Annotated in this window: 29 protein-coding genes; 14 read left to right on the top strand and 15 right to left on the bottom strand. The window is 51.2% G+C overall.

Going from position 1 to position 25684, the window contains the following annotated elements; all coding sequences use genetic code 11:
• The first annotated feature begins 25 nt into the window (after nt 1–25).
• Together SIL79_RS10895 and SIL79_RS10890 are read left to right on the top strand one after the other, a co-directional pair.
• Complete coding sequence (locus SIL79_RS10895) at nt 26–238, top strand: hypothetical protein (protein ID WP_039035807.1); 213 nt, start codon at nt 26–28, stop codon at nt 236–238.
• Between the two features lie 168 nt (nt 239–406).
• A complete protein-coding gene (locus SIL79_RS10890) occupies nt 407–1696 on the top strand; it encodes a glycerophosphodiester phosphodiesterase family protein (protein ID WP_144360976.1) in 1290 nt (429 codons plus the stop codon).
• Nucleotides 1697–1753: 57 nt separating this feature from the next.
• Here the strand turns inward: SIL79_RS10890 and SIL79_RS10885 are convergent, their stop codons facing one another.
• Nucleotides 1754–2320 carry a phosphoribosyltransferase gene (locus SIL79_RS10885; protein WP_039035805.1) on the bottom strand — a complete coding sequence of 189 codons (567 nt, stop codon included), beginning with the start codon at nt 2318–2320 and terminating at the stop codon, nt 1754–1756.
• Between the two features lie 410 nt (nt 2321–2730).
• Here SIL79_RS10885 and SIL79_RS10880 point away from each other — a divergent pair, with 410 nt between their 5' ends.
• The 4 genes from SIL79_RS10880 to SIL79_RS10865 all read left to right on the top strand — a co-directional run bounded on the left by SIL79_RS10880 (nt 2731) and on the right by SIL79_RS10865 (nt 6522).
• A complete protein-coding gene (locus tag SIL79_RS10880; RefSeq protein WP_039035804.1) occupies nt 2731–3456 on the top strand; it encodes a basic amino acid ABC transporter substrate-binding protein in 726 nt (241 codons plus the stop codon).
• A gap of 6 nt (nt 3457–3462) precedes the next feature.
• Complete coding sequence (locus SIL79_RS10875) at nt 3463–4140, top strand: amino acid ABC transporter permease (RefSeq protein ID WP_025011537.1); 678 nt, start codon at nt 3463–3465, stop codon at nt 4138–4140.
• Nucleotides 4133–4858, top strand: a complete 726-nt coding sequence (locus SIL79_RS10870) for an amino acid ABC transporter ATP-binding protein (protein ID WP_039035803.1) — start codon at nt 4133–4135, stop codon at nt 4856–4858. The genes SIL79_RS10875 and SIL79_RS10870 overlap by 8 nt, the downstream gene beginning before the upstream one ends.
• Nucleotides 4859–4956: 98 nt before the next feature.
• Nucleotides 4957–6522 carry a CehA/McbA family metallohydrolase domain-containing protein gene (locus tag SIL79_RS10865; RefSeq protein WP_319619266.1) on the top strand — a complete coding sequence of 522 codons (1566 nt, stop codon included), beginning with the start codon at nt 4957–4959 and terminating at the stop codon, nt 6520–6522.
• A 14-nt stretch (nt 6523–6536) separates the two neighbouring features.
• Here SIL79_RS10865 and SIL79_RS10860 read toward each other — a convergent pair whose 3' ends face one another.
• Nucleotides 6537–7283 carry an RES family NAD+ phosphorylase gene (locus SIL79_RS10860; RefSeq protein ID WP_052248263.1) on the bottom strand — a complete coding sequence of 249 codons (747 nt, stop codon included), beginning with the start codon at nt 7281–7283 and terminating at the stop codon, nt 6537–6539.
• 36 nt (nt 7284–7319) lie between these two features.
• On the bottom strand, nt 7320–7682 hold the full coding sequence (locus SIL79_RS10855; RefSeq protein ID WP_025011540.1) for an MbcA/ParS/Xre antitoxin family protein: 363 nt from the start codon (nt 7680–7682) through the stop codon (nt 7320–7322).
• 231 nt (nt 7683–7913) lie between these two features.
• On the opposite strand from SIL79_RS10855, the gene SIL79_RS10850 reads away from it, so the two are divergent.
• From SIL79_RS10850 to SIL79_RS10830, 5 genes are all read left to right on the top strand, one after another.
• Complete coding sequence (locus tag SIL79_RS10850) at nt 7914–8567, top strand: oxygen-insensitive NAD(P)H-dependent nitroreductase NfsB (protein ID WP_039035801.1); 654 nt, start codon at nt 7914–7916, stop codon at nt 8565–8567.
• Nucleotides 8568–8697: 130 nt separating this feature from the next.
• Nucleotides 8698–9339, top strand: coding sequence for a DNA-J related domain-containing protein (locus SIL79_RS10845; protein WP_101096625.1), 642 nt, complete (start codon nt 8698–8700; stop codon nt 9337–9339).
• Nucleotides 9340–9479: 140 nt separating this feature from the next.
• Complete coding sequence (locus tag SIL79_RS10840; protein WP_039035800.1) at nt 9480–10217, top strand: DsbA family protein; 738 nt, start codon at nt 9480–9482, stop codon at nt 10215–10217.
• Nucleotides 10218–10720: 503 nt separating this feature from the next.
• Nucleotides 10721–11509: an alpha/beta hydrolase gene (locus SIL79_RS10835; RefSeq protein ID WP_319619265.1), complete on the top strand. Its 789-nt coding sequence runs from the start codon at nt 10721–10723 to the stop codon at nt 11507–11509.
• Complete coding sequence (locus SIL79_RS10830) at nt 11476–11964, top strand: hypothetical protein (protein WP_319619264.1); 489 nt, start codon at nt 11476–11478, stop codon at nt 11962–11964. The genes SIL79_RS10835 and SIL79_RS10830 overlap by 34 nt, the downstream gene beginning before the upstream one ends.
• Before the next feature lie 63 nt (nt 11965–12027).
• On the opposite strand, the gene SIL79_RS10825 is transcribed toward SIL79_RS10830, so the two are convergent.
• The 6 genes from SIL79_RS10825 to SIL79_RS10800 form a co-directional block, all read right to left on the bottom strand.
• A complete protein-coding gene (locus tag SIL79_RS10825; protein ID WP_039035798.1) occupies nt 12028–12618 on the bottom strand; it encodes a CBS domain-containing protein in 591 nt (196 codons plus the stop codon).
• A 65-nt stretch (nt 12619–12683) separates the two neighbouring features.
• Nucleotides 12684–13019 carry a hypothetical protein gene (locus tag SIL79_RS10820; protein WP_071477149.1) on the bottom strand — a complete coding sequence of 112 codons (336 nt, stop codon included), beginning with the start codon at nt 13017–13019 and terminating at the stop codon, nt 12684–12686.
• 240 nt (nt 13020–13259) lie between these two features.
• On the bottom strand, nt 13260–14342 hold the full coding sequence (locus SIL79_RS10815) for a rhomboid family intramembrane serine protease (RefSeq protein ID WP_071477148.1): 1083 nt from the start codon (nt 14340–14342) through the stop codon (nt 13260–13262).
• 3 nt (nt 14343–14345) lie between these two features.
• Entirely contained in the window at nt 14346–14933 is a 588-nt protein-coding gene (locus tag SIL79_RS10810) for a hypothetical protein (RefSeq protein WP_319619263.1), read from the bottom strand.
• A gap of 91 nt (nt 14934–15024) precedes the next feature.
• Nucleotides 15025–15606 (bottom strand): hypothetical protein, encoded by a 582-nt coding sequence (locus SIL79_RS10805; protein WP_039035794.1) that lies wholly within the window; start codon nt 15604–15606, stop codon nt 15025–15027.
• A 96-nt stretch (nt 15607–15702) separates the two neighbouring features.
• Nucleotides 15703–15987: a type VI secretion system PAAR protein gene (locus tag SIL79_RS10800; protein ID WP_071477147.1), complete on the bottom strand. Its 285-nt coding sequence runs from the start codon at nt 15985–15987 to the stop codon at nt 15703–15705.
• Nucleotides 15988–16466: 479 nt separating this feature from the next.
• On the opposite strand from SIL79_RS10800, the gene SIL79_RS10795 reads away from it, so the two are divergent.
• Complete coding sequence (locus SIL79_RS10795) at nt 16467–16703, top strand: YdcH family protein (RefSeq protein WP_039035791.1); 237 nt, start codon at nt 16467–16469, stop codon at nt 16701–16703.
• A 115-nt stretch (nt 16704–16818) separates the two neighbouring features.
• On the opposite strand, the gene SIL79_RS10790 is transcribed toward SIL79_RS10795, so the two are convergent.
• Together SIL79_RS10790 and SIL79_RS10785 are read right to left on the bottom strand one after the other, a co-directional pair.
• Nucleotides 16819–17394 (bottom strand): hypothetical protein, encoded by a 576-nt coding sequence (locus SIL79_RS10790; protein ID WP_234501671.1) that lies wholly within the window; start codon nt 17392–17394, stop codon nt 16819–16821.
• A 59-nt stretch (nt 17395–17453) separates the two neighbouring features.
• A complete protein-coding gene (locus tag SIL79_RS10785) occupies nt 17454–18743 on the bottom strand; it encodes a DUF2254 domain-containing protein (protein WP_101095389.1) in 1290 nt (429 codons plus the stop codon).
• A 172-nt stretch (nt 18744–18915) separates the two neighbouring features.
• On the opposite strand from SIL79_RS10785, the gene SIL79_RS10780 reads away from it, so the two are divergent.
• Nucleotides 18916–19851, top strand: a complete 936-nt coding sequence (locus SIL79_RS10780) for a LysR family transcriptional regulator (RefSeq protein ID WP_144360972.1) — start codon at nt 18916–18918, stop codon at nt 19849–19851.
• Between the two features lie 66 nt (nt 19852–19917).
• On the opposite strand, the gene SIL79_RS10775 is transcribed toward SIL79_RS10780, so the two are convergent.
• Entirely contained in the window at nt 19918–20814 is an 897-nt protein-coding gene (locus SIL79_RS10775; RefSeq protein WP_251767423.1) for a LysR family transcriptional regulator, read from the bottom strand.
• A gap of 102 nt (nt 20815–20916) precedes the next feature.
• Here SIL79_RS10775 and SIL79_RS10770 point away from each other — a divergent pair, with 102 nt between their 5' ends.
• Entirely contained in the window at nt 20917–21315 is a 399-nt protein-coding gene (locus SIL79_RS10770; RefSeq protein WP_025009023.1) for a (R)-mandelonitrile lyase, read from the top strand.
• A gap of 129 nt (nt 21316–21444) precedes the next feature.
• Here SIL79_RS10770 and SIL79_RS10765 read toward each other — a convergent pair whose 3' ends face one another.
• The 3 genes from SIL79_RS10765 to SIL79_RS10755 form a co-directional block, all read right to left on the bottom strand.
• Complete coding sequence (locus SIL79_RS10765; RefSeq protein WP_144360971.1) at nt 21445–21900, bottom strand: hypothetical protein; 456 nt, start codon at nt 21898–21900, stop codon at nt 21445–21447.
• 225 nt (nt 21901–22125) lie between these two features.
• The gene (locus SIL79_RS10760) at nt 22126–23400 is read right to left on the bottom strand and encodes a serine hydrolase domain-containing protein (RefSeq protein WP_319619262.1); all 1275 of its coding nucleotides are present in this window, start codon (nt 23398–23400) and stop codon (nt 22126–22128) included.
• Nucleotides 23401–23987: 587 nt separating this feature from the next.
• Entirely contained in the window at nt 23988–25661 is a 1674-nt protein-coding gene (locus SIL79_RS10755; protein WP_319619261.1) for a hypothetical protein, read from the bottom strand.
• Between the last annotated feature and the right edge of the window lie 23 nt (nt 25662–25684).

The following is a 25684-nucleotide window of genomic DNA, read 5'->3' as shown; positions in this document are numbered from 1 at the left end:
TATGCTTAACACCCAAGGAGTCATTATGGGATTAATGAGTCTGGTAGCCGTCATAGCCATAGGCTTTTTTGCCATGGTACTCATCAAGGACTACAACAGTAAGCAGCAAGACGGTCAAAGCCGTGAGATAGAAAAACTGCAACGGGAAGTGGACGAACTGAAGCAGCGGATTGCCAACCTGGAAACCATAGTTACAGACAAGAGCTACGATCTGAAGGACAAGATCAATCGACTCTAAGACTAACGCAATGGTTCCTCTTCAGTATATCCGGAACAAGATACTGTATTAATTAAGTTAGTTGTCATAATTTTACTATCCGGCTGTCATTTAGCATCCTTAGCTTAAGAAATACCATGCTCGTCAGGCGAGTAAACTCCTGTGCGAAATAGCAAAAGGATCTGCTTAATGAAGGTTTTTCACTCCCAAACAACGTCGGCATTACTTGGCTCTGTACTGCTTGGTCTGTTGCTCGGTGGCTGCAACAGCAATGACAACAACGCCAATACTTCAACTCCGGCTCAGGATCAGCAGGAGAAAGTTGGCGCCAACCTGGGCCCCCGTCCCCTGTTTCTGGTAAATGACATGGATGAAGGGCCGCTCAAAGATAAACTGGCACAATGCAGCAAGGGGCCCTTTTATCGCACCGACTTCAGCATAGGCCACCGCGGCGCCTCCATGCAGTTTCCAGAGCACACCAAAGAAGCCTATTTGGCGGCTATAGATGCCGGCGCCGGGATAGTGGAATGTGATGTCACCTTCACCGCCGATAAACAGCTGGTTTGTCGGCACTCCCAATGCGATCTGGCCACAACCACCAATATCCTCGGCATCCCTGAGTTGGCAGCCAAATGCCGTCAGCCTTTCTCTCCCGCCGATGCTGCCAATGGTATTAACGCCAGCGCCGAGTGCTGTACCAGCGATATAACTCTGGACGAATTCAACCAGCTTTGCGGCAAGATGGATGGTTTTAATCCCAAGGCCACCACGGCGCAAGCATTTATGGAGGGCACTCCTGCCTGGCGCACGGATCTTTACGCCAGTTGCGGCACATTGATGACCCATGCCGAGAGCATAGCTCTGTTTAAAGAAGCCAAGGTCAAGATGACGCCTGAACTTAAGGCTGCCAGCGTGCCCATGCCCTTCGATGGCTTCAGCCAACAGGACTATGCTCAGAAGATGATCGACGAATATCAGGCCGCCGGGGTGCCGGCAAAAGACGTCTATCCCCAGTCATTTAATCTGGAAGATGTGCAGTACTGGTTGGCCAATAATACCGATTTTGGCAGGCAGGCCGTCTATCTGGATGGCAGGTATGACTCGGACAGCAGCTTTAACCCCAATGATATGGGCCATTGGCAGGCCGATATGCAAAGGCTCAAGGCGCTGGGAGTCGAAATCATTGCGCCGCCCTTGTGGGTATTAGTCGTTCTGGATGACAGCGGCAAAATAGTTCCCTCGGCCTATGCTCTGGCGGCCAAGGAAGCCGGGCTTAAAATAATCACTTGGTCACTGGAGCGATCCGGCCCCCTGGCACAAGGCGGTGGTTGGTACTACCAAAGCATCAGCGGCAACATTAATAACGATGGCGATGTTTATCAACTACTGGATGTACTGGCCAAAGAAATAGGAGTACTGGGGGTCTTCTCCGATTGGCCGGCGACCGTAACTTACTATGCCAACTGCATGGATATCTAGCCATTGCTGACAACAAAGAGGGCGCCCATCGGCGCCCTCTTTGTATTGGATTTTTTATCAGAGAAACAGCTCTTTGATATTTTTGAGATCGCCCTTACCTTCGGCCAGCTCTTGTGCACTCAGGCCGGAAACTTCATGGGGGAATACCAGCCATTCATCCGAGGCGTGGATATAGTAGTCGGGCTTCAGTGGCACCGCAGTATTCTGTGGCTTGTAGTAAGGACAAGCGATACGGATATCCTTGGGCATATTCAGACGCATGGATTGACTGAGCTTTTCCTTGAGAGCAAAAACGCTGCGCCCGGAATCGAAGACATCATCAACAATCAACAAACCATCATCGGCATTGGCATTTTCAACAATGTAATGCAGACCATGAACCTTGATCTCCTTGCTCTGCTTGTCTGTACCTATGCCGTAATAGGATGAAGTGCGCACCGCTATATGGTCGGTTTCCACCTTTTTGAAGTCGAAAAACTCCTGTACCGCGATCCCTATTGGAGCGCCGCCCCGCCAGATCCCAACAATAAACTGCGGCCGAAAACCACTGTCATAGACCTGTGCAGCCAGACGAAATGAATCCTCCAGCAATTCCTGAGCGGTAATAAAGCGTTTTTCTATCATAGGTATACGACCCCATCTTGTTCTATTTTGTGTGCTTCGCTGTCTGCTTTGGCAGGTACTGAATTGGAGGCCTGTTCCAAAATCCGGAGTGGGCTTCCACCATTGTAGGCAGGCAGAGGATTTTGGGCGCGCATTTTATAACAAATTTTTCCTCGGTGCTGTGCCAAATGCACATTCTTGTGTCTCAGGCGACAAAAAATCTTCTCTAGTTGCTCAGCCCTAATTGAGCAATCTCTACTTTATTCATTCAAGCATGTTCAATTAATAAATAACAAACTAATTAACAATGTTTTTTTAACACCAAACGAATCACAAGTGAATACTTAATCATTTTTTATGATTAGTTATTGATTGAAATATGGGAACTGGCTATAGTGCCAGTCATACGGTTCCTCAAGAGTATCTCCAAGATGAAAAAATCCCTGCTTATGGCCACTATCACGGCCTTGCTGTTGACCGGCTGCGGTAAAGATCAAGATGTACTGGTCGTCGGCACCAATGCCGCTTTCCCACCATTTGAATACATGGGGGGCGCCAATGGTGATGAGGTAAAAGGGCTGGATATCGACATTGCCAAGGCGATTGCCGCCGATGCAGGTAAAACCCTCAAGGTAGAAAACCTCAAGTTCGACTCTCTGATAGTGGCGCTGAACTCAGGCAAAATCGATTTTATCGCCTCTGGTATGACAATCACGGATGAGCGGCAAAAGAGTGTCAACTTCTCTACGCCATACTATGAAGCCACCCAAGTGGTGATAGTCAATCAGGACAGCCAGGTATTCAACACTCCGGCTGATCTTGCCGGCAAGAAGATTGCGGTGCAGTTGGGCTCTACCGGCGACATCATGGCCAAGGAACTCAAGGCCGAAGTCGTAGCTTTCAATACGGGTTTTGAAGCCTTTATGGAGCTAAAAAACCACAAGGTAGACCTGGTACTGTTCGACAGCCAACCGGCAGCCACTTATCTGGCCAAGAACCCCACTCTCAAACAGTTGGATATCGATTTCTCCCCCGAGTTTTACGGTATTGCTGTTGCCAAAAATCAACCCGAACTGCTCAGCCAGATCAATGCCACACTGGTACGGCTACAAAGCTCAGGCGAATACCAACAACTCCTTGAAAAATATCAGAAGTAGTCTTAGATGGATGCAATAATCTCTTCGCTGTTTACCCCCATAGGGGAAGACGGCATGATCGGTATTTTGCTGATCCTAAACGGCCTCAAGGTCACCTTGACTGTGACCTTCTTCGCCATGATCCTCGGCGCCATTCTCGGGGTGCTCACCACCTTGATGGGCATGTCCGAGCGCTGGTATCTGCGCTGGCCGGCCAAGCTGTATGTCGGGGTGATCCGCGGTACTCCTGTAGTAGTGCAACTGGTGATCCTCTACTTTATCGTGTTGGCCGCCATGGATGTCGACAAGGTGACCGCCGCCATCATCGCCTTTGGCCTCAACAGCGGCGCCTACATCAGTGAGATCATCCGCGCCGGTATCCAGGCGGTCGACAAGGGCCAGGCCGAGGCCGCTCGCTCTTTAGGGATGAGCCATTCACTGACCATGCGTGAAGTCGTGTTACCGCAGGCAATCAAGAATATTCTGCCGGCGCTCGGCAATGAATTTATCGTGCTCTTGAAAGAAACCGCCGTCATCGGCTTTATCGGTGGCGTGGATCTGATGCGCGCCGGTGAAATCATCCGCAGCCGAACCTTCGAAGATGTGGTGCCGCTGCTGACTTGTGCCCTTATCTATTTGTTATTGACCTACAGCTTCACCTGGCTGTTGGGTAAGTTTGAAGCGAGGCTGAAACAAAGTGATTGAGATAACCAACCTGCATAAGTCCTACGGCAAACTGGAAGTACTCAAAGGCATAGATCAGCATATCGCCAAGGGAGAAGTGGTCAGCATCATAGGCCCAAGTGGTAGTGGCAAGAGCACTTTTCTGCGTTGTATCAACCTGTTGGAGCAACCGACTGAAGGCGAAATACGGATAGCCGGTGAATCGATAACGGCGCCTGGCGCCTGTGTCGACAAGCTCAGGCAGAAAGTGGGCATGGTATTTCAGCACTTTAACCTGTTTCCCCACAAGACGGTATTGGCCAACCTAACGCTGGCACCGGTCAAGCTGGGATTGATGAGTTTGGCCGAGGCCGAAGCCAAGGCTTTGGGATTGCTGGCTAAGGTTGGTCTGGCAGATAAGAAAGATGCCTATCCATCCAGCCTGTCCGGCGGCCAGAAGCAGAGGGTGGCCATTGCCAGAGCCCTGACCATGTCTCCGGAGCTGATGCTATTTGACGAACCTACCTCGGCGCTGGATCCGGAAATGGTCGGCGATGTGCTGGACGTAATGCAATCTCTGGCTCGCGACGGCATGACCATGGTGATAGTCACTCACGAAATGGGGTTTGCCCGCGAGGTGTCTGACAGGGTGATCTTCATGGATGAAGGAGTGATCCAGGAAGCGGGCACACCGGAGCAGATTTTTAACGCGCCGCAAAATCCCCGAACTCAAGGTTTCCTTGCCAAGGTGCTGCGCTGATCACAAGGTAACTTTTTAGTACAAAAGTGCCATAAATCTGCCATCGTTTCTCTCTATGTTGGGTGCTTTCCCAAACGCCCAATATAGAGAGGTTATTCTTGCGTCAATCCCATCAAGTCGCAGCATTGTCACTGCTGTCTCTGGCCCTGCTGGCCGGCTGTAACTCAGATAACGACACTCAAACTCCGGAGCCGGTAACGGGTCGCTGGCTCAAAGGCGATCTTCATGTTCACACCGCGGTTTCCCAGGATGCCAGAGAGACCCAGGCCGATATTCTCAAGTGGGGCTTCGAGGACTTTGGCCTGGATTATATGAGCCTGACCAACCATATGCGCAACAACAGCCAGGACAATGACGATAACGACCTAGGCGGCATTCTCTTCTATGATGCCCTCACCCGCTACGAAAAACCCGGACTCGCCAGCCTGATGCCCAACTACCCGGGCAAGTTGGTTTACTCCGGCTTTGAGTGGGATATGCCGACTCACGAGCACTTCAATATCGCCATCCTGGCCGATGAACAGCAGACTCTGGATGCGATTAAAACCTTCGAATACAGCTTCAGCGCCAAGAATGAGCCGGAGGATTTCGCAGCCGAAGATCTCGCCGCCTGGGAGGCCGCCGGCGTCAAGCGTCAGAATCAAACCCATGCAGATGCCGTAGCGGCGCTTGCCTGGCTACAGCAACATTTTCCCAAACAGAGCTACGGCATGCTCAATCATCCCAGACGCTATCTCGACAGCTACACCATAGCCGAAGTCAGGGAGCTTCATGATGCCGCGCCTGAGGTCTTCTTCCTGGTGGAAGGTATGGTTGGCGGCCAGTTCAGTGGCAACCGCGGTGACTATGGTGACAGCTCGAGCGGTGTGTACGGCGGTGTCGATCCCGTCGTTGCCGAAGTCGGCGGTTGGTGGGATGCGCTACTGGGAGAAGGGCGCAGAATTTGGAACATGGGTAACTCGGATATTCACTTCAAGACCAGGCCACCCTACGCCAGCAGTTATTATCCCGGCGAATATGCCAAGAATTACACCTGGGTTGAGGGTGAAGGTACCCAGGCACTGCTTGAAGGGCTACGCTCGGGGAACAGCTTTGCGGTATTTGGCGATCTCATCGACGGGCTGGATTTCCAGATGAATAGCGGTGAGCAAACCATCACTATGGGACAAACCTTGAGCGCCAAGGCCGACGACAAGGTCACTATCAATATCAGGTTCCGCAGCCCTGAGCTAAATAACAAGGAAAGCGATATCGGCAATGAACACTACGCTGGCATTAATCCTGGAGTACATCATATCGATTTGATTGCCGGTGATATCGGTGAGCGAGCCAAGCCGGGAACGGCTGCCTGGCAAAAGGAAACCAACGACAGCACCCGGGTGATTAAGTCTTTCACCCAGGCTGACTGGCAAAAAGACAGCGATGGTTTCTACAACATGAGCTTCAGCTTTATCGCCGATGGTAAGCAGTATTTCCGCCTGCGTGGTACTAACCTGGATTACAACGTCAACGGCTTGACCAACAAGGGCACACCTCTGCGTTCAAAGTTACTGCCTCAGGCTGAAGGGGAGCAGGTGCAGCAATGGTACAACGACATCAATGAGCGTAACTACGGCGATCTCTGGTTCTATTCCAACCCGCTGTTTATCACCACCCAATCCTGAAGTAATTTCTGTTCTCAGGCGGGACGCGGCAACTGCCCGTCCCGCAAAAAGTCTTTTAAAAACCAGGTCAATGGCATGCTGCGGCTATTACGACGACTGAAAGCAACCTTGTCTGCGGAGCTTTGACAGAGCCAATATTCACACTCCTGCGGCTCGGTTGATAGCAACACCAAAGGATCGTGCAGCGCCAAATTGACGCCCTTTTCAGCTCTGGCCGACGTGTAGCGGATCATCTGTGCCTGCTGTTGCAGCAACCAGGCCCCCAAAGCCTGGGTATAGGCATAGCTCGATTTGTGAGTCAATTGCTGCTGCAATTCCGGCCCCTGCAATAGCGTCAAGTCAGCACAATCGCGGGCATTGATATCCACAGAGTACAACATATGCTCAGAGCGCAGCGGCTCCAGATAAGGCTCCAACATATCGGCCATAAAGACAAAACGATAATAGGCGACTTCGGCCAAACAGGTCTGCCAGGATTCACTGGCATAAAAGAAGCTTTCCATTGTGATACTGCCAAAGCGCGAACCATGGCGCAGCGGCGGATAACGAAACGGGGTCTTGAGCAGATAATGCAAGTGCTCAGTCCCGCTTCGGTAAGGCGGTTTAACCTCATCGAGCAGGGATTCAAGCAGCATCTGTTCGTCAAAATCATCCACCAGACTCAGGGTGGCGGCTTCTTCCTGGGACTCGACCAGGCGATAACCTCGGCCAAAGTAGTGGCGAGGAAAAAAGTCCTGCGGCTCTAACGCACTAAAATCCATTTTCAGTTGTTTGTCTCCTGTCACCGGTTATGGCTGTCAGACCTTGCCTCTCATAGCATCCAGATATTGGTTAACACTCACCAGACCAACCACGGTTTGCAATAAAGTCTTGGGGGTTCCATTCAGCGCCTTGTTGGGACTGTTGAGCCAGTGACGCATAAAGGCTTTTTCACCACCCGCTATGGCATACAGCGAGCGATATAGACGGATAAGTTGCAACTGCAACTCCCCCTGCTTGGAATCGGGTTTAAACCCCTTGCCGCTGTTACGGCTCAAGGTGCTGGGATTTACGCCTATGATACGGCTGGCCTCGGCCTGGGTAAGTTGTAACTCGCTGCAAGCATTGGAAAACGCCTTGAACAATACCTCGGCTGCATTGGCTTTCTCTAGGGTATTCATCTTTGCTGCTCCGCCATAAACCTGTCCATATATTAGCCAACTATCACGGCAAACGCAATTTAAGACTCGATATAGATGCAAAAGCAACCCCACTAACACCAATTGGTGGTTCCCACCAGCGTACTTTCAATTTATTTTTGATATAGCTTGCAGCAGAAACACTGTTGTAAAGCGCAACAGAGATCGTAGAATGCCAAAACAATTTCAGCCTCATTTGTCCGGAGCAGTGACATGACAGATCTGACATACCTTGCCAAAAAACGCTATACCACCAAGGCTTTTGATCCCAACAAGAAGATCCCCCAGGATAAAATTGAAGATCTGCAGAGTCTGCTGCAGTTCAGCCCCTCCTCGGTGAACTCCCAGCCATGGCACTTTGTACTGGCCGCGACAGATGAAGGCAAAGCCAAAATTGCCGAGTCTACCGCAGACTATGGCTTCAACACGCCAAAGATCCTCAACGCTTCCCACGTGATTGTGCTCTGTACCCGCAACAACATGGACGAAGCCCATCTGCTGCGTCTGCTTGAGCAGGAAGAGGCCGATGGCCGCTTCGCCGACGAAAACGCCAAACAAGGCCAACACAACGGCCGCTCTTTCTTCACCAATATGCACAAGTTCGAACTTAAGGATCTGCAGCACTGGATGGAAAAACAAACCTATCTGGCGCTGGGTACTCTGCTGCTGGGCGCCAGCGTATTGGACATAGATGCCACTCCTATTGAAGGCTTCGATGCCAGCAAACTCAATCAGGTTCTGGGTTTGAGAGAACAAGGCCTGACGGCCAGCGTGGTTGTGGCCCTTGGCTACCATGACGAGTCAGACTTCAACGCCAAGCTGCCCAAGTCTCGCCTGCCTCAGGAAGAGCTGTTTACCAAAATTTAAGCGAGGTCTCCTTCCCTGCTTTTCTTTCAGAACCCGGCTCCACGCCGGGTTCCATTATTTTCACCTTGCACCCACGGACACCTGTGGCATAGTAGATTTTATCGTCAGTTCAGGATGAATGATTGCTACCATGCTGCTTGCCAAACCCGCGCTGAACCAGGCCGACGTTACTGAAGTCAAGCCGACCCGACTCAAGGGCGATAACCCGCTTATCTGGCCAATTCTCGGTTTGCTCAAACGCAGTAACCGCTCCTGGAAGGTGCATCACCTCGCCACCGAATTACAGCAGCAGGGACTGATGCACGACTTGGATCCTCTGCCCGAGAAAGATCTGTTCAAACGCAATTTTCTGCTGATGAATGCCCTCTATGAACTGCAACACATACTGCTGCCGGGCCAATGGCTGCAGGTAGAAGCCATGAATATCATATTGCTGCGGATCCCACCGGCCAATGTGCTGCAACTACAACAGGATGACTCAGCGCTTAGAGACTACTACCTCGACTGGAACAACTATGACACCTGCGTCAATGTCGTTCGTGAGATGCTGGAGTCCTTCTGGAACAGTTATCAGGATTATATTGGCGTACGACGCGGCCGTTTTGCCCAGCGAGAGGCGCTGCGGGTATTGGAACTAGAAGCCGACGCCAGTGACAAGGAGATCCGTCGCCAATGGCGTAAACTGGCGCTAAAGTGGCACCCGGACAGGCAAGGCGGTGATACCGCCAAGTTCAGACAGATCTGCGAAGCCTGGCAAGCCCTGCGAGGTTGAATAACCAGGCAAAGCGCCAAAGCTTAGCCTCGCTCACAGAAATGACCGCCAAAGGCACCGACGCTTAAGTCATAATTAAGCCAGTCACACTAACCTGACAGCAAAGGGCGCTGCGCCCGGTCAATTCTGAGGAGATTATTTTGCTCAAGCCACTGGTTGCCGCAATGGCACTTACCCTGATCCCGCTGGCCGCCAACGCCGCCGACTTTATCGAAGGTAAACACTATACCCAGATAGCCAAGAAAGGCAGTGAAGAACCCAAGCTCACCGAGTTCTTCTCTTTCTACTGTCATAACTGCTTCAGCATGGAAACCCAGTATCTGCCGGACATCAAGGCCGGTCTCAATAAAGAAGTCAGCTTTGACAACAAGCATGTCGACTTTATGAACAGCGATCTGGGCACTGAGGTGATGAAGTCTCTGGCCATCATGCAGGAGCTGGGTGCGACAGAGAAGTTGACTCACCCCATGTTTGCCGCCATTCAGGGCGAGGAAGGGGCCCATGGCCATGACCATTCCGCCCCTGGACACAAGCACACCTCTGCCATCAATAGCCGCGACGATATCAAGCAATTGTTTGCCGCCAACGGCGTCGATGTCAGCCAGTATGATGCCTTGGCCGACAGCAAGAAAATCAATGATGTCATCGCCCTGTGGCGTAAACAGCAGAATGAATTTGCCATTCAGAGCGTGCCAAGCTTCGTGGTAAACGACAAATATATGGTTAACCTGGGAGAAATTCGCACTCTGGGCGAACTGACCGATCTGATCAATTTCCTGGCTACCGAAAAAGATGCCAAGCAAGATGAAGGCGGCAGCCTGGGTTGGTTGTTCCTGGCCTTTGCCGGTGTCGCTGCAGTCAGCAGACGCCGCCGCTGAAATCAGACGCTATAGCGACAAAACTCTCTATTCGCCAACAATTTAAAGGCCACCCCAGGGTGGCCTTTAACATATCAAAAAATCTGTATATCCAATAAGTTAGGGAGACTTTATACCCAAGTAAAACCGCCTATCTGATGCAAATTGTGGATATTGCCCCCAAAGTGATAACGGCTTGCAAATGAACCAGCGCAAGATGTGTATAAAGCAAAATTTGCTCGCTTGTGCTGCAAAGTCGCCACTCCCATGTCAAAAGTAGGTTTGTCATTTGAATATCCTTCCTGGCGTATATGATTGAGTTAACACAGATTTATGAAAACTACCGAGAAGGTTTTGAAATCACTCTAAGTCACCTATGGCAGCAACAACTTGTGTAACAGAGGGAGCCTGATGGCTCCCTCTTCTTTCATCTTGTGCTTGCCTTTGCCAGTGGTCGTGCCTATAACCGCTTTCCTCCAGGAGTTTATTCAGGTACAAGATTAAAAAACAAACAAGGATGAACCATGAAACTCAGGCTGCCGCTGCTGGTTTTAATGCCGGTACTTCTTTTAAGTTCAGTCGCCCAGGCCAAGCCAGAGCCTTTGCTCTATGGCTACAGTGATACCCTGGCATCCAAGGTCTACCAAAGTGAGCGGCGCTGGATGCTGTCCTTGCCGGAACGCTACCATGCCACCCAAGACAGTGATCGCCGTTATCCCGTGCTCTATATCGTCGATGCCGACTTCCAGTTCCGCCATATCTCTGCTGCGGTCAACAACCTCGCCAGAATGGGCAAGATACCGCCCATGATAGTAGTGGGTATCGCCATGCAGGGGCAGAAAGACTACCTCTACTCCACCACCTGGCCATCGGCTGAGGGCGCAGACTTTGGCGGCAGCGACAAAATGCTCGCCCACCTGCAACAGGAACTCGTGCCCTATATCGACAAACATTACCGCACCTCGGGCCACAACGCCCTTGCCGGTTATTCTCTGGGTGGCTTGCTGAGCCTGCAGATGATGCTGCAATCCAAGAGTCCTTTCAGTGCCTTTCTCGCCATGAGTCCCAGCATCTGGTACGACAACATGGCGCTGCTTGAGCGGACCGCTCCTTGGCTGAAACAGCCTAGGCAGACATCGGCCTACCCCAGGCTTTTCTCTCTCTGGCCAACGAACAAGGCATGGGGGTGGATGAATTCAGAAAGCTGCTTCATGAGCAGGCGCCCGAATGGCATTTCGACTACCGCTTCTTTCCCTCAGAAACACACTACAGCACCGCTATGCCGGCGCTGCTTGCCGGGCTGGAAAGCCTGACGCCAGGTTACTTTACCGATGTTGGCCCCTTGCTGCAGCTTGGGGATTACGAAGCGGTACTGGCACACTTTGAGGCCAAGAAAACACTTTGGAGCGGCTTTCATTTCGACTGGCTGCAGGCCTACACCTTGGGAAAGTACCTCTATTACAGTGAGCAGAAATCAAAGATGGCCGAAGTGCTCGCCCTGGCCAAAAAGCAGTTTCCAGAGGATCTTGCAGAGCTGAGTGCCGGCTTTGCCAAAGTGCTCAACAACCGGGGCGAGTTTAAGCTGGCCAAGGAACTCTTGCTGATGACCTCAAAAGTGGGTACTACCCAAGCCGATTGGCAGCAACAACTAAGCCTGGCACTGGCTGCTGAAGGCGACAGCCTTGGGGCAAAAGCAGCTCATGCCAAGGCGCTGGAACTGGCCGAAGCCTATCAACTGGAAAGCTGGGAGTGGTGGGAACTGCAGTAACAGGCCCGGCGCGCTCAATCTGCCGAGCCTTTATCAATCACAATATTGGCAACAGGACCGAAATCAGGCCATCTGCTGAACCAGGCCATGACTGGTGTTTATCTGCCGCAGAATATTCAACAGATTGCCGCCCTTGTCTTCCCTCAACTGGCCGACATTCAAACGGTGACTAATATCGGCCAGGCTCAACAACCCGCGGATCTGATGGGTTTGGGTATCGACCACAGCAAAATAGTTATCGCGGCTATGACGCAGGCTCTGCAGTACATCGGCGACACTGGCGCTGGCAACCTCATCATAGGCCAGCGCCTGCAGTTGCTCCCTTGGCAGCATCAAATCAAATACCGTCCAGGAGGAAGGTTGATGGGCCTTGTCGACAAGCTTGAGCAGATTGTCCGGTGCCAACAACTCCTGGGTGATGATGCCCAGCATTTGATGACGGGCGTTAATAACAAAATGCAATGCGCTGTGTTCACTCTGCATCAGGGCTGAGGCATCAGGCGCCGGCATATCGGCACTGATGACCATACGCGCACTATGGCTGAAGTCCATCATGGCCTCTAAGGCATTGTCATAAGGGTTGAGTTGATTGGCTAAAGCAGAGGCTTGCAGCCTGTCGTTGCTGGCAATCGCAAAAGGATGAAGTGTTTTCATGTTGTTACCTCACTTGGAAACTGGGTTGCCGGGCTTCACATTAGTGCGAACCCGAAAGACGGTTTTCAAATGAGGGCAAATGGCGGTGCGCGGGTCTGTGCCTGAGGAAATACATGCAGTGCATGGGATTGCAATGACTCCAGCGACGGCAGACGCAGTACCAACTCGGCCGAAGGCGCCAGATGAGTAGATTTCTGTTTCAGAAGCGGCGGCTCCTGAGAGTCTGTCAGCGTCTTGAGGAACAGGTCTTGGGAATTATCCCCCTGCACTGCCAGAGGTATTGAGGCTGAAACCGGTACCAGAGAAACCTGCTGAGAATGGGCCTTGGGGATAGCAGCAAGAGTGCCTGTCAGCAAAATACTGACCAGCAATAATGCAAACCATCTCTCGATTCGACTCATCTGTGACCCAAGTCTCAAAACGCCCATTTGCCGACAATAACACCGCCTTGGAAAAAAGCACAATATTTTTCAGCGGTAAAAAATAAACCCCGCTCAGAAAACTGACCGGGGTTTAGGGGAAGTGCTTCTTGCAAAGGAATTGGCCATTTGCTGCAAACCACGCCTTGCATCCAGGCCTATAAGTCGACGCAGAGCACACATGTGACTTGTTCGCACCTTACCAGCCAACCTAACTGACACTCAGCGACGGATCTTCACCTCTGGCTCATTAAGCATCGCCAGCAAGGGGTTTTGCTGCATCACTCTGGATTTGAGGCCAAATCCCAGGATAAGTCCCATAATAAAGCCACCTATATGAGCCCAATAGGCCACGCCTTCACCGGCCATCATCAAACCAACCAGGTTGAATACCAGCCAGATGGCAAAGAAAGCCATAGGCGACAACTTCTTCTGGTAGATAACAAACATAAAGGTCAAGCTGGCATGGCGGAACCACAATAGATACATACCGAACAGACCGGCAATGGCGCCACTGGCCCCCACCATAGGGATATTGGAGCCGGGATCGGCAATAATCTGCACCGCCGCAGCCGCCAGGCCACAAAGCAGATAAAGCCCAAGGAATCTCATGCGCCCCAAGGCGTCTTCTAGGTTGTCGCCAACCACATAAAGGAAGTACATATTGCCCGCCAGGTGGATCAAATCACCGTGAAGGAACATATGGCTGAACAGGGTCCAAACATGACTGCCGTGCAACACCTCATCGGCCCGCAGGGCAAAGTTGGCAAATACGGTATCAGTTATATCCAAGTCTGTGCCATAAGCGGCAAAAATCATGATGTTGAGCGCCAGCAGCAGATAGGTGATGGCGGGTTGTGAGCGAGTCTTGAGATTAAACTCCACCGGCATTTGCGACAGAAACTGAAACAGCCAGGTTTTGACACTGATCTTGCCATTCAACTCCGCCAACAGTCCCTGCAACCTTGGGGACTGCACCACTTTATTCCTTTCGTCTTTATCGACCCAGACGCCATTGCAACTGTGGCAGACATCCAGCTCTATCTGATAGCCGTCCATCAGATGGTATCTGTGCATCTGTTCTTCACAGTGCATGCAGTGCCGCTTGGAAAGCCCAAGATGAGGCCCGAGCGACTCTTCAATGCGTACATGATCATTGCCATTGTCAGCAGTTGACAGCGCGCCGTTAAGCTCGCCATTATCAAACCAAATGCCTTCACAGTGATTGCAGCTGTCCACCTGCTCACCGTATAGTTCGAAGGTGCGCATCGATTCGCTGTAACACCCGGGACATTTTAAATTCATGGATTATTCCTCTGTGATATTCACATCCACGCCACTACGTTGCAACTCAAGCTCCATACGCTGAAAATTCAGTTGCAGCTTAGGCAAAGTGTCGGCCGGAATCTTCCCTACCAAGGCTCTTAACCTGGTTGTACCGACACCACGGCTCAACTCTTGCTTTTCCATTTTTTCAATCAGCTGGGCAGATTCAATTCTGAACCTGCGGATAGCGGTCAGGATCTCAGCCGGTGTTTCCAGCGCATTGGCCGAGTAATACATGTTTTGCCAAACAAAATCACTGAGCTGGGGATGCAATGACTTCAAGTCCAGCGGTCTCTGTTTATCTATGTCCGCCATATAGGCTTCCAGCGTCTGCAAGTTATCCCGCACTTCATCATACAAGGCTCGCTGCAGATGATAGTTATTCTGGGTATTAACCAGAGAGTCAAACTTAATCGCCTGTGACAGCCCTTGCTGCGCCGCCAAATAAACGCCCAGAACCGTTGCCAGCACCATAAACAGTTGGCTCACCCAGAAGCTGGTTTTAACCAGCTCACTATTGTCAAAATGAATTTTACGACCGTTTGATACCGACTCAGATTTCCTTTCCATAGCAACTCCCGATGATGGTATTTAACCTGTCATTGTGAGTCAGAAAAACCTGGTTATCCGTCGGCCAATTCCCAAGTAACAACCTGAGTTGTCAGTTAACGTCGATCCCGGCGCGCTTGAGCTCATCAGCCATCTTTTTATAGCTCTGCTCTAACTTAGGTAAGGTGTGGGTTTCCACCTCTTCAATCAGGGTTCGCAGCTGTTTGGAGCCAAAGCTGGGTCCATAAAACTTACGTTCTATCTTGCCGACAATATCAGCAGAACCCATATAGAAACGGCGCGCACCGGAGAGAATATCACTGGGGGTTTCCAGGGTATAGGCCGAGTACTTCATATTTTCCCAGATGAAGTCTGCCATAACTGGATGATATTCTTTGATATTATAAGGTTTTTCTTTCTCGATAAGCTCAGTGTACTCTGTCATGACTTTGACATTGTCTTTCAGCTCCTCATAGAGAGAGTGCTGCAGATGATAATTGTTCTGCATATTGGTCAGGCTATCAAACTTAATCGCCTGTGACAGACCTTCCTGCGCCGCCAAATAAACCCCGGCAACCGTGGCGATAATCATAAAAATCTGGCTGACCCAAAAACTGGTTTTCACCAACTCCTGATTATCGAATCTGATCTTTTTGGCGCCCCGACGCTGACTTGACTCTTGATTGACTTCCATTTCAATACCTCTATGAAACTGAATGGGTTTTTAAGGTCGACATCATACAGAAGGGCAATGCAACGAGCTAGCCAAAAGGGCTTTTCTCCTCTGTTCTCAACCGATATTCACAGTACCACCGCCCACCAGAATACCGCCGCAGTCAACCGCATCGCCGGTTCTGGCGGCGGGTTTCCCATCGATAAAAACACTGCCCGAACCCGCGGCAATGGTACGAGGGTGCGGCGGATGTTTGGGCTTGTCGTGGGGGGTCAATGAATCGCCCTGACGCGCCAGCGGAATACCATCCACCTTGACCGTGGAAGAGGCCGAAATCACCGGCGTGGGTGGAAACCCATCATGATCTGTCCCTATATCGCCCAACTTAACGGCATTACCCATAACTGACTCCTTAATACCTTGATTAACGTCCGCAAAATTCATCTGCCCACTGCTGCACCTTGGCAAGCTCTGCCTCCGTTAATTGGATATTGTTGACCAAACATCTTTTCCACTGAAGTTTACGCCTTAACTTATTGAATATTATGCTATTTGTATCGATAGATGCCATGTGTATGCAGGAAACTTAAATTCCTTCGACTTCAAAAAAGAGGCCATAGTTAGCAATGCTTTTAGTCAACAACACACTTTCCGCTACAAGCCAAGGAAGCTAAAGCGGCAGTTATACAGGGATGCAATCCAACTACAGCTCTGTCAGCTCAGTTTTGCCGTGTCCGGCATTGTGGTTAATCGGTATAGCCAAGACAGGGATTAGCGTCAGTTGTCGGCTTTCTCTGGATGACAGACAAAGCGTCACTGGGTAGAGTAGGAATCAAGGCTTGAGCCTGTTTCGGCCAGGCACTATTTGAAGGAGAGAGCTTATGTTGGGCGAAAACCATGCGCTGATCCTGGAGTTTCCGGAGTACAAACAGAAAATCCATCAACTCAAGGAAAACGATCCGCACTTTAGTGAATTGGCGGCAGAGTATCAGGCTCTCGACCTTGAGATCCGCGGTCTGGAAGAAAACTGTGTGCCCACGGCAGAAGAACGTTTCAGCCAACTGACATTGCGCCGCGCCGAACTCAAGTCCTGGCTCTACCAGCAGTTACTGCGCTGAGGAACACTCGCTCCCAAACACCCCCGGATATCTCCCTGTAAAACAAGAGCTCCGTGTTGCTTAAAGCGCCGGAGCCCTATCAAGCCGATACTTCAGCATTCAAAAACACCAAAGCTTAGAGCTTATCCAGTTGCAGAGCATTGGCAAACGCCTGTAATTCACTGACCTTAACCCCTTCACCCGAGAGGGTAAACATGGCATTGCCATTGACTATCACAGTCAACTCAGGCTCACCGGACTCTGTGCTCAGCATGGCGTTATGCCCCTGAACCTTGACCAGCTTGCCGCCGCTCATGGTAATCATTGAAGGATTGGTCAGCATGGCCATCACAGACTGCAACAAGGGAGAATCAAGCACCAACTCTATCTCCAACCGCGCACTGTCTTCTTTATAATAATGGCGGCTGGCATTGATGCCGCCCCCCAACATCATGCCACCACTTTCACTTGCAGGTTCATCTGCTTGCCAGCCAGGTAATGGCTCTGGAAATACCCCCACCACTTCCCCGGCCCGCTGCTGCCGGATAAGGGCTGATGCATAATCCAGCTGGGAACTGGCCTGGCTCAATTCACCCTTACGGTAATGCTGTAACCCGGCCTCAATAGCTTCGGCTACAGCAGGATCTTCAGCGGCCTGCAGCGGCGCCGCCAATGCCAATGAGGCAACAAGTAATAGATTTGAAGGTTTCATTATCTTTCCCTGATAAAAAGTCCGCGATTAGCATAGCCGCAAGCTGAGCCCTACGCCAGCTATCCGTTACCGGGCCCTTGCTGTAGCTCGGCGGCAAGCTTCCGAAGCAGTGTAACATCTGGCTCAAACGTCAGTGCCTGCTCGGCTCTTGCCAGCGCCAGCTCAGAGTGTTTACGACACACCTCGGCAAACTCTGCCCGGTTGGACAAGGCTTGAAAGGCTTTTTGCAGCCGAATGTGAATTTCCACCAGCGCCGCACCATCCCGGGCGATCGGCATAAAGAAGTCATCGAACAGTTCTTCAAGACGTATCGGCAGCATCCAAACTCTGGGATAGGGAATAGCCTCCGGCGCCGGCAGATTCTGCTCATCGGTCACCTGCCATTTGGCTATCAATCTAACTCCGCGGCCAATCACATCTATCGCTGTGCCAGGATCATTCACCGCCGCCGACAAGGCCCTCGATGCCACTTCGGCCAATACCGATAACCCAAAGCGAGGGTCTTGATCGAAAGAACGTTCATTAGCCACGGTAAAAGCCTTGTGCAGTGGCTGCAACTGAGCGTCATCGACACCGCCATCCTCGGCCTGAAAACTCAACCACAGCAGTGGCCGTCCCTGATGGACAAAGGCACCTGGCAATGACGTGATATAGGCTTCGGCGCCGTAATCTTCGGCCCATTGATTGATGCTGCCGAGATCCACATGCTGCACATAGCCTGTGTCGGCCGGATAGAGAGCTAAAGCCCCTTTGGGAATCTCCTCCTCTGATGCCAGGCGCTGCCCGTCCAGCCAAGGATGCTCACAGCGCCGCTGGATAGCCGCTCCGGCCGCCTTTTCAATTCTGTCTGTGGTTTCCCCTACCCGGCCTAGCTTGGACAGATGATTGATCCAAACCAGAATAGTGGCCACTATCAATACCACCACTGCCACAGTCACCAGAAACAGTACCACCCGCCCCTCTTCGCCATAAACACCGGTACTGAGGGCGATAATGCCCACTATGCTGAAAACAAAGGAGCCGACAAAGGTGGCCAGCGCCTGCTGGGCAGTGGAGTCTTCCATCAACAGTTTGGTGGCTCTGGGGGAAATATTGCTGGTGGCTGCGCCATAGGCTGAAATCATCACACTCAGGGAAAAGGTGGTCACGGCCAACATGCTGGAGGCGAGGATATTGAGCAGCTTATCCACCGCATCTGCACCTATCATGCCCGACAGCGAAGGGGGAATAACCCCCTGCACCACTATCGCCAGCAATGCGGTAACCACCGCCAGAATCGCAAACAGCACAGTGCGCATCCAGAGTTTGCGGCTCAATTGCAACAGTCGCCAGCCCCATTTACTCAGCATAATCCCACTCCTTTGATGACTCTCTCCCTGGCCAGAATAGCAGCCTTTTGTTCTTTGGACAGGCAGATCAAACTGTTAGACTTGAGAAGGTGCAAACAAGTCCTATAGTGCAAGCCAGAGCGTTACCAGGACCTATTAGCGCCTTCCCTTAAGCTTCTACCCTGCGGCCAGGATAATAATGAAAGTCGATCTCAACCTGCTTCCGGTATTGGAAGTCCTGCTGGAAGAACAAAGCGTTACCGGCGCGGCCAGGCGGTTGCACCTGAGTCAATCGGCCGTCAGTAAGCAGCTCAACCGCCTGCGGGAGTTGTTCAATGACCCGCTGTTTGAACGTAGCGCCTTTGGTCTCAAGCCCACTCCCAGAGCGCTGGCTCTGGGGCCAGAGCTGCAGCAATGGCTCAGGTTGGCCGAGCGGTTGACGCTACCGGACAAGTTTGACCCCGCCGCCAGTGAACGTCAGTTTCGTATGCACTTGGTGGAAACCGCCTACTCCCTCACCCTGCCGCATTTTATGCCTTCCTTGCTGCGCCAGGCTCCCGGGCTGGATATCAACTGCAAGACCTGGCACCCGGGCACCATGGAGCAGCTGCTGCGCTGCGAGCTGGACTTTGCCATAGGCTGCCGCGAGTGGGATCCGCGCTCGCTAATGCATATCAATAGCCTACCGGATGAACTCGAGTATCTGGAGCTGACCCGCGACAAGCCCATCTGTCTGCTGCCGCCGGATCATCCTGCGCTTGAGGGCGACTGGAACCTGGAGCGTTTTCTCAGCTTCGAGCATCTGCAGGTAGCCTTTGGCGGTATCGAACATTGGCTGCTGGATGATGTACTGGCACTCAATCACAAGACCCGACGGATCCGCGCTAACATCACTGACTTTCCTACTGCAATTGAGCTGTGCCGTCACAGCGAATTGCTACTATGCGCACCTGCCAAATATGCGGCCCAGGCGCTGCAACATGTTGAGCTGGCGACGCTGGAAGTGCCGATAGATCTGGTGCCAGGCGCATACGTGTTGTTGTGGCACAAACATTTCAACCAGGATTCGGCCCACAAATGGCTCAGGCAGATGATTGCCGACACAGTAATCCCGGCCAATCAGCAATGAGGCGTCGCCAGAATTCGCCTTATAAAACAACGCTCTGGTTTACAAGTCAATACAGTAACGGTTCAATTAAGCGCCTGAATACTTGAGCGCATCAATCAGTAATCTAAAGGCGGCCGAGTGCTGACGCCCACTCGGAAAATAGAGGTGATAACCGGCAAACCGCGGGCACCAATCTTCCAACACCGGGAGCAGTTCACCGGCAGCTATCGCCGGCGCCAACGCATCCTCAGGTTGAAAACAGAGCCCGGCACCGGCTATTGCGGCCTTGGTCACCAAATCCGGTTCATTGCAGATAAGCTGGCCGCTTACCCGCACATTCAGCTCGCGGCCCTCTTTGGCAAACTCCCACACATACAAGCCGCCCGAAGTGGGAAGACGTAGATTAATGCAGTTATGCCCGGTCAAGTCCTGGGGGATATCCGGCTTTGCATGGCGGGAAAAGTAATCCGGCGAACCCGCCACCAGCATACGCAGATCCGGGCTGATACTCACGGCAACCATGTCTTTGGCCACCTGCTCGCCCAATCGTACCCCGGCATCAAAACCTTGAGCGGCCAAATCAAGCAGTTGTTGATCCACAGAAACCTCGATTTGTAGCTGTGGATGCTGCGCCAGTAAGCGATTAACCACCGGCAGCAATATCGACTCAGCGGCAAACTTGGTGGCGGTAAGCCGAATGTGGCCGCTGATTTCCTGCCTGAAACTGTTGAGTCGCTCCAACTGCTCGGCTATCTGACCAAAGGCAGGCCTTAGGGTCTGCAGCAACTGCTGCCCAGCCTCAGTGGCAGCCACGCTGCGGGTGGTTCGATTCAACAGTTGTACATTGAGGCGCTGCTCCAGGCGCCTTATGGTATGGCTGACAGAGGATTGTGATGTCCCCAACCTGGCCGCGGCGCGAGTAAAGCTGCCCTCTTCAACTACCGCCTGAAACACCCATAAATCCCCCAGCTCTTCCCGTCTCATATATGAATCTCAAATATAAAGCCAATACTGATATATCATTTAAATTACATAATCTGCGCGGCTAAGATCGAATGCAAGTCCTCATCTACACAGGAACAGATCATGAAAATCATCAAAAATGCCGCCAGCCAATCCCTTCAGGGCCCGGAAGCCACCTTCTCCGGTCGGGTAAGAATCGATAATCACTTTGAACCCGGCAGCCCATCGCGTATCGGTGCCGCACTGGTCACCTTCGAGCCCGGTGCCCGCACCGCCTGGCATGCCCACGGCGCCGGGCAACTCTTGTATGTCACGGAGGGAAGGGGTTGGATCCAAAAAGCCGGTGAGCCGAAACAAATGATTGAAGCCGGTGATACCGTATGGATTGCAGCCAACGAAAAACACTGGCACGGGGCCAGCCAAGACAGGGCCATGAGCCATGTGGCCGTAGCCGAAGCATCGGAGACAGCACCGGCTGCCATCTGGATGGAAAAAGTCACTGATGATGAATATCAGGCTTGATGCCGATCAGCCCGGAGCGGTTTTCGACCCGGTTGAAGCGATATCCGGATAATGGCGCTCACCTGAATAATACCCTTCACAAGGGTAATAGGCTTGATATAGGGTGCAGCCAAGGCAGGTGCCGGCGCTTCAGTTGAGGCGCTCGGCATTGTCCAGCATTTTCACCGGCAATTGGTTATCCAGCAAAAAATAGTAGAGTTGCAAATCGGCTATCAATGACGGCTCGGATAGCTCAAAGTCCTGATAGGTGTGATCCTTGAAACGAAACCTCAGTTGGTGTTCAAAGCGCTTGCTCTGGCAGTAAAGTACCTGTTCTATCTGGGCTATCTCTATGATGACCCCAAGCAAGACTAACTTGCCTTCAACCAGTTTGACCTCCAACGCGCCTTTGCTTCTGGCTGTTAAATAGTCCATCAGCAGCGACAACAGGACGCACACGGCGATATAGGCCAACTGATGCTCAAAAGGCTCATTGGCGAGATACACCAGATAGTAGGCGAACATAGCGCCCACCAAACTACGAACAACAAAGCTTTGCAACAGCCTGAAGTCCGGCCGCTTGTTTTCCCTGACAAGTTCTTTCATGGATTCCCTTCTAAACGTTTCCAACCAACAGCCGAGCGGCAATGATAGAGATATTTTGTATTAAGAACAAATCATTACCAAAATGCGCAGCACCGCTACCCAAGGGGAGCACAGAAAACTGCAAGGCATAAAACCATGCCAGGCGATGGCTTTATGGCGCAAATTGGAAGAGGCCAATCAGGAGGTTTGCCGGGGAGACTCTCCTTCCCCGGCGCGGGTTTAACGCTAACTGGATTGAATATAGAGCATGTTAATTAGGGCCGCCGCTATGGTGGTAGCCGGATCTTTGCCATCCACAGCCGGTGCCAGGTTAGTCCAAACCACCAGAGTCACCTTGTTAACAGGATCATGCCCCATAAAAGAGTTATAGCCGGGCAGCTCACCTGTATGCCCATAGAGGTTGCCAAACTTGGCGATCCCCAAGCCGTAATAGGCAGTGTTGGGATTCTCGGGATCTATCGGCCTGACACTATCCAGACGCCTTCGCTGCCAATCGGCATTCAGCAGTTCTCCGGCAACCAAAGCCTCTACCCAGGTTGCCAACTCATTGGCAGTGGAGATCCCGGCGCCGGCCGCCCAGCCCCAGGAAGGATTGGCCTCGGTTTGATCTATGGGTGCCAGAATGCCCGCTCGGGCTTCTTGTTGCATCTCTTCGGGCAGCATATAGGGTGGATCCATAGTCAACACATTGGTGCCATACATATAGCCCCGCGCCAAGGGCGTGGGAAGAGTATTCGAATGGATATCGGGAAACAGAGTCCGCTCAAGCCCCAAGGGAGCAAACAACCTCTGCTGCATCACAGCCGCCAGCGGCTTGGCATCGATTTGCTCGGCAATCAGTCCCAGCAAGACGGTATTGGTATTGGAGTATTCAAATGCGCTGCCGGGGGCAAAACCTGGCCTATGGGCAAAACTCATTGCCAGTAGCTCATTCTGGGTCCACACCTTGGTTGGCTGCTCATCAAGCGTCTGATTCAACTCGAGCGTTGTGGTGTAATTGAACAGGCCGCTGCGCATCGTAAGCAAATGCTCTATAGTGATCGACTCACCGTTTGGCACATTGTTGAGAAACATAGAGACAGTGTCATTCAGTTGCAATCGCCCTTGTTGCACCATCTGCAAAATCACGGTACCGACCCATGTCTTGGTATTGGAGCCCACCCTGACATGCTGATCAAAGTCGGTCGCTTCACTGCCGCCATAACGGGTTACCCCATAGGCGGTTTTAAAATCGCCCCTGGGCGTTCGCAGAATGACCACAGCGCCAGGCACCAGCATCTCCTTGGCCAGTTGTTCCACCGTCTGCTGCATCTTGGCCGTGTCGACAGGATTGAGCACCACCTCTTGCGAATCCGAATTGCAGGCGCTAAGCACACTCACAGAGACCAAGATAGATGCGTAGATAGGCAGATAAGCCCAACCCCCCTTGGCACTAACGGCCGCCTTATCGCCAAAGTAACTCGCTCCCAAGCCCACCCTACTCAACACTCGATTGAACATAAACAGCCTCTCCCTATCTGTTACCGCATACCGGCGAGCCAGACTATCCCGCCTTCCATTGCATCACACAAAGCTAGTCAGCTTTGGCATTGGATTCAAGTTGTTGTGAGAGAAATGGCAAATATTTCCAGAAGGAGGCCTAGCTGGCTAAATCCTTGGAATGGGGAAAATAAAGCATAAAAACTTTTGAAAAACAGGCAAATAGAAATACCACATAGGCAACTATCATTTTTATAGCCCTACCCTGCCTGAAATTTTAAATTTTGTATTCATTTATCACCTGAACGAGCCCAAATCGACTTAGATGCCAATGACTCATCATTAAAAGCATCTAGCATTGAGTACCCTGGCAGCTAGAGTCTTGACTCATTCAGTAATGGATGCGTCATTTTATTGTTGGCAGTGACGCCACCTTTAACTCGACGCTATACATAGGCATGTCTATTTATACTGTGCTACCAGTTAAGAGGCGAATAATCCACCGCCTAACTGGTAACCACTTTTTCGCATTAGGATAAAACTGAAATGCACTGCTTCATACTTTAATATAGGCTTGACTCACACCTATTGAGAACAGCTGAAACCGGTCAAAGAGCATCACACAACATTTCCCTAACCCCCTTACCACTCTTGAAGGCACAATCAATGGCTAATTGTCTATCGGCACTGAGGTTACCCATCTCCTGGTCAATTAACTCTGCACCTTGTTCCAGGGTATTGGCGTCCATCACAGTTTGAAAAAGCTGCAAATACCAGTTTTGGTTCGGCCGTAACGCTATTCCTTGTCTTTCAAAGTACTGGCATGTTCGAATGATCACAGAACATTGCATCATCACATAGGTGGATTTCACTTCTGTACGGTGCCATAACCGCTCTACGCTCATTAACGCAAATAAGCCAGACAATGTTTGAGCGAGTAAGTATTGCCCCACCAATTCAGCTGTATCTTGATGCCGATATTTTAAGTGGGAGTCAACAATGAAAAAGGTACTAAAACAACATTCCGCCATCGAAGTAACCAACTGTTTGTTTTCGGGGTATCCCTTGTCCCTCAAGCCGGAAACAACATCATCCAATACCACTTCGTATATGTTGGATAACAAAGTATCCAAAGCAGCAGGTAATTCAAGCTGCTCGTCAGTATCCGATACGGAGTCAGACTTACGCAATGCGACCACTAGCTCTTCGAGCATATTCGTCAATATCAAAACTTCGTTTTCAGAAAACTGATCCAAGTACTGGAAGTCATAATCATTGATAAACAGAGTTTTTTTATCACAGCGAATACTACGAATTTCACTTAAGGAAAAGCTCTCTACCTTTCTTAGCGTACCTTTAGCCCAAATGGCGTGAGGAGTCACAACCAGAAAATCTTTGGTTGTTTGCATAAAGGTGTTATCCACAATCATCAGGATATCGTAAGGTTCGATTTTACCCTCTGATATCTCAATGACTTTTCTGACTTTGTGGACTTTGATAGCCGGCGCGATTTGGATTTGCTGGGATAGACGATGCCTCTTGGCCACAGCGTTAACTATATCCAAGTATTCCCGCTGATAGCTACCTTCAAAAGCAGGCTTGGAACTGGATTCCTGCTGCGGCTTTTCAGGCGTAAGGCTTGCCGGTGCAGCGCTTTCAGCAGTGACGCTCGCCGGTGCTGTATTAGTGATAGAAGCGCCACCATTTGCATCTGCTGCCGGAGTAACACTCTCGGTTGTAACGCCTTCAGAGGAAAGATTTTCAGTAGTAGCGCTCGCCGAAGCTGTATTGCAGACAGAAGCGTCACTATTTGCATCTGCTACCGGAGTAACCTTGGCTTGTGCCACATTCGAAACTTCAGCAGTTTCTGTCGTCCCTGTATTGCCTTGTATCTTTTGGGTCAGTCTTTCCAATAGTGTCAATAAAACCGCGGGCTTCATCCCGGAACCCGCCATACCAAAAGCACAGCCTTGCCCCAACAACAGCTCGGAACCGTCAACGGCATGCTCTTGACTGGTGTTTATCAACTCTTCCCACGACATTTGGTTTTTTGCAGAAGTTGTAGTCCAGTCATTTTTCCAAAACAATCCTTCAGATGTAAATGCCAGACCATTTTTTGCAGAACCAAAAACCGTAGAATCGACTATGGCATAAATATTGACTGACGCAGGCATGCCATAACATGCACTGGCATTTTTAGCTTTCTTACTGGGTATGTTGGGAGCAACAAAAAGCCCATCAGAGTGGAAGTTCTGCAAAATCTCCAGCACATCTGTTTCCATTTATCTTGTTCCTTGTATAAAAC

The organism is Shewanella indica, assembly GCF_033842865.1.
Classification (GTDB): Bacteria; Pseudomonadota; Gammaproteobacteria; order Enterobacterales; family Shewanellaceae; genus Shewanella; species Shewanella indica.
Note: the sequence above shows the minus strand (reverse complement) of the source record. Positions and strands in the feature narration are given on the sequence as shown.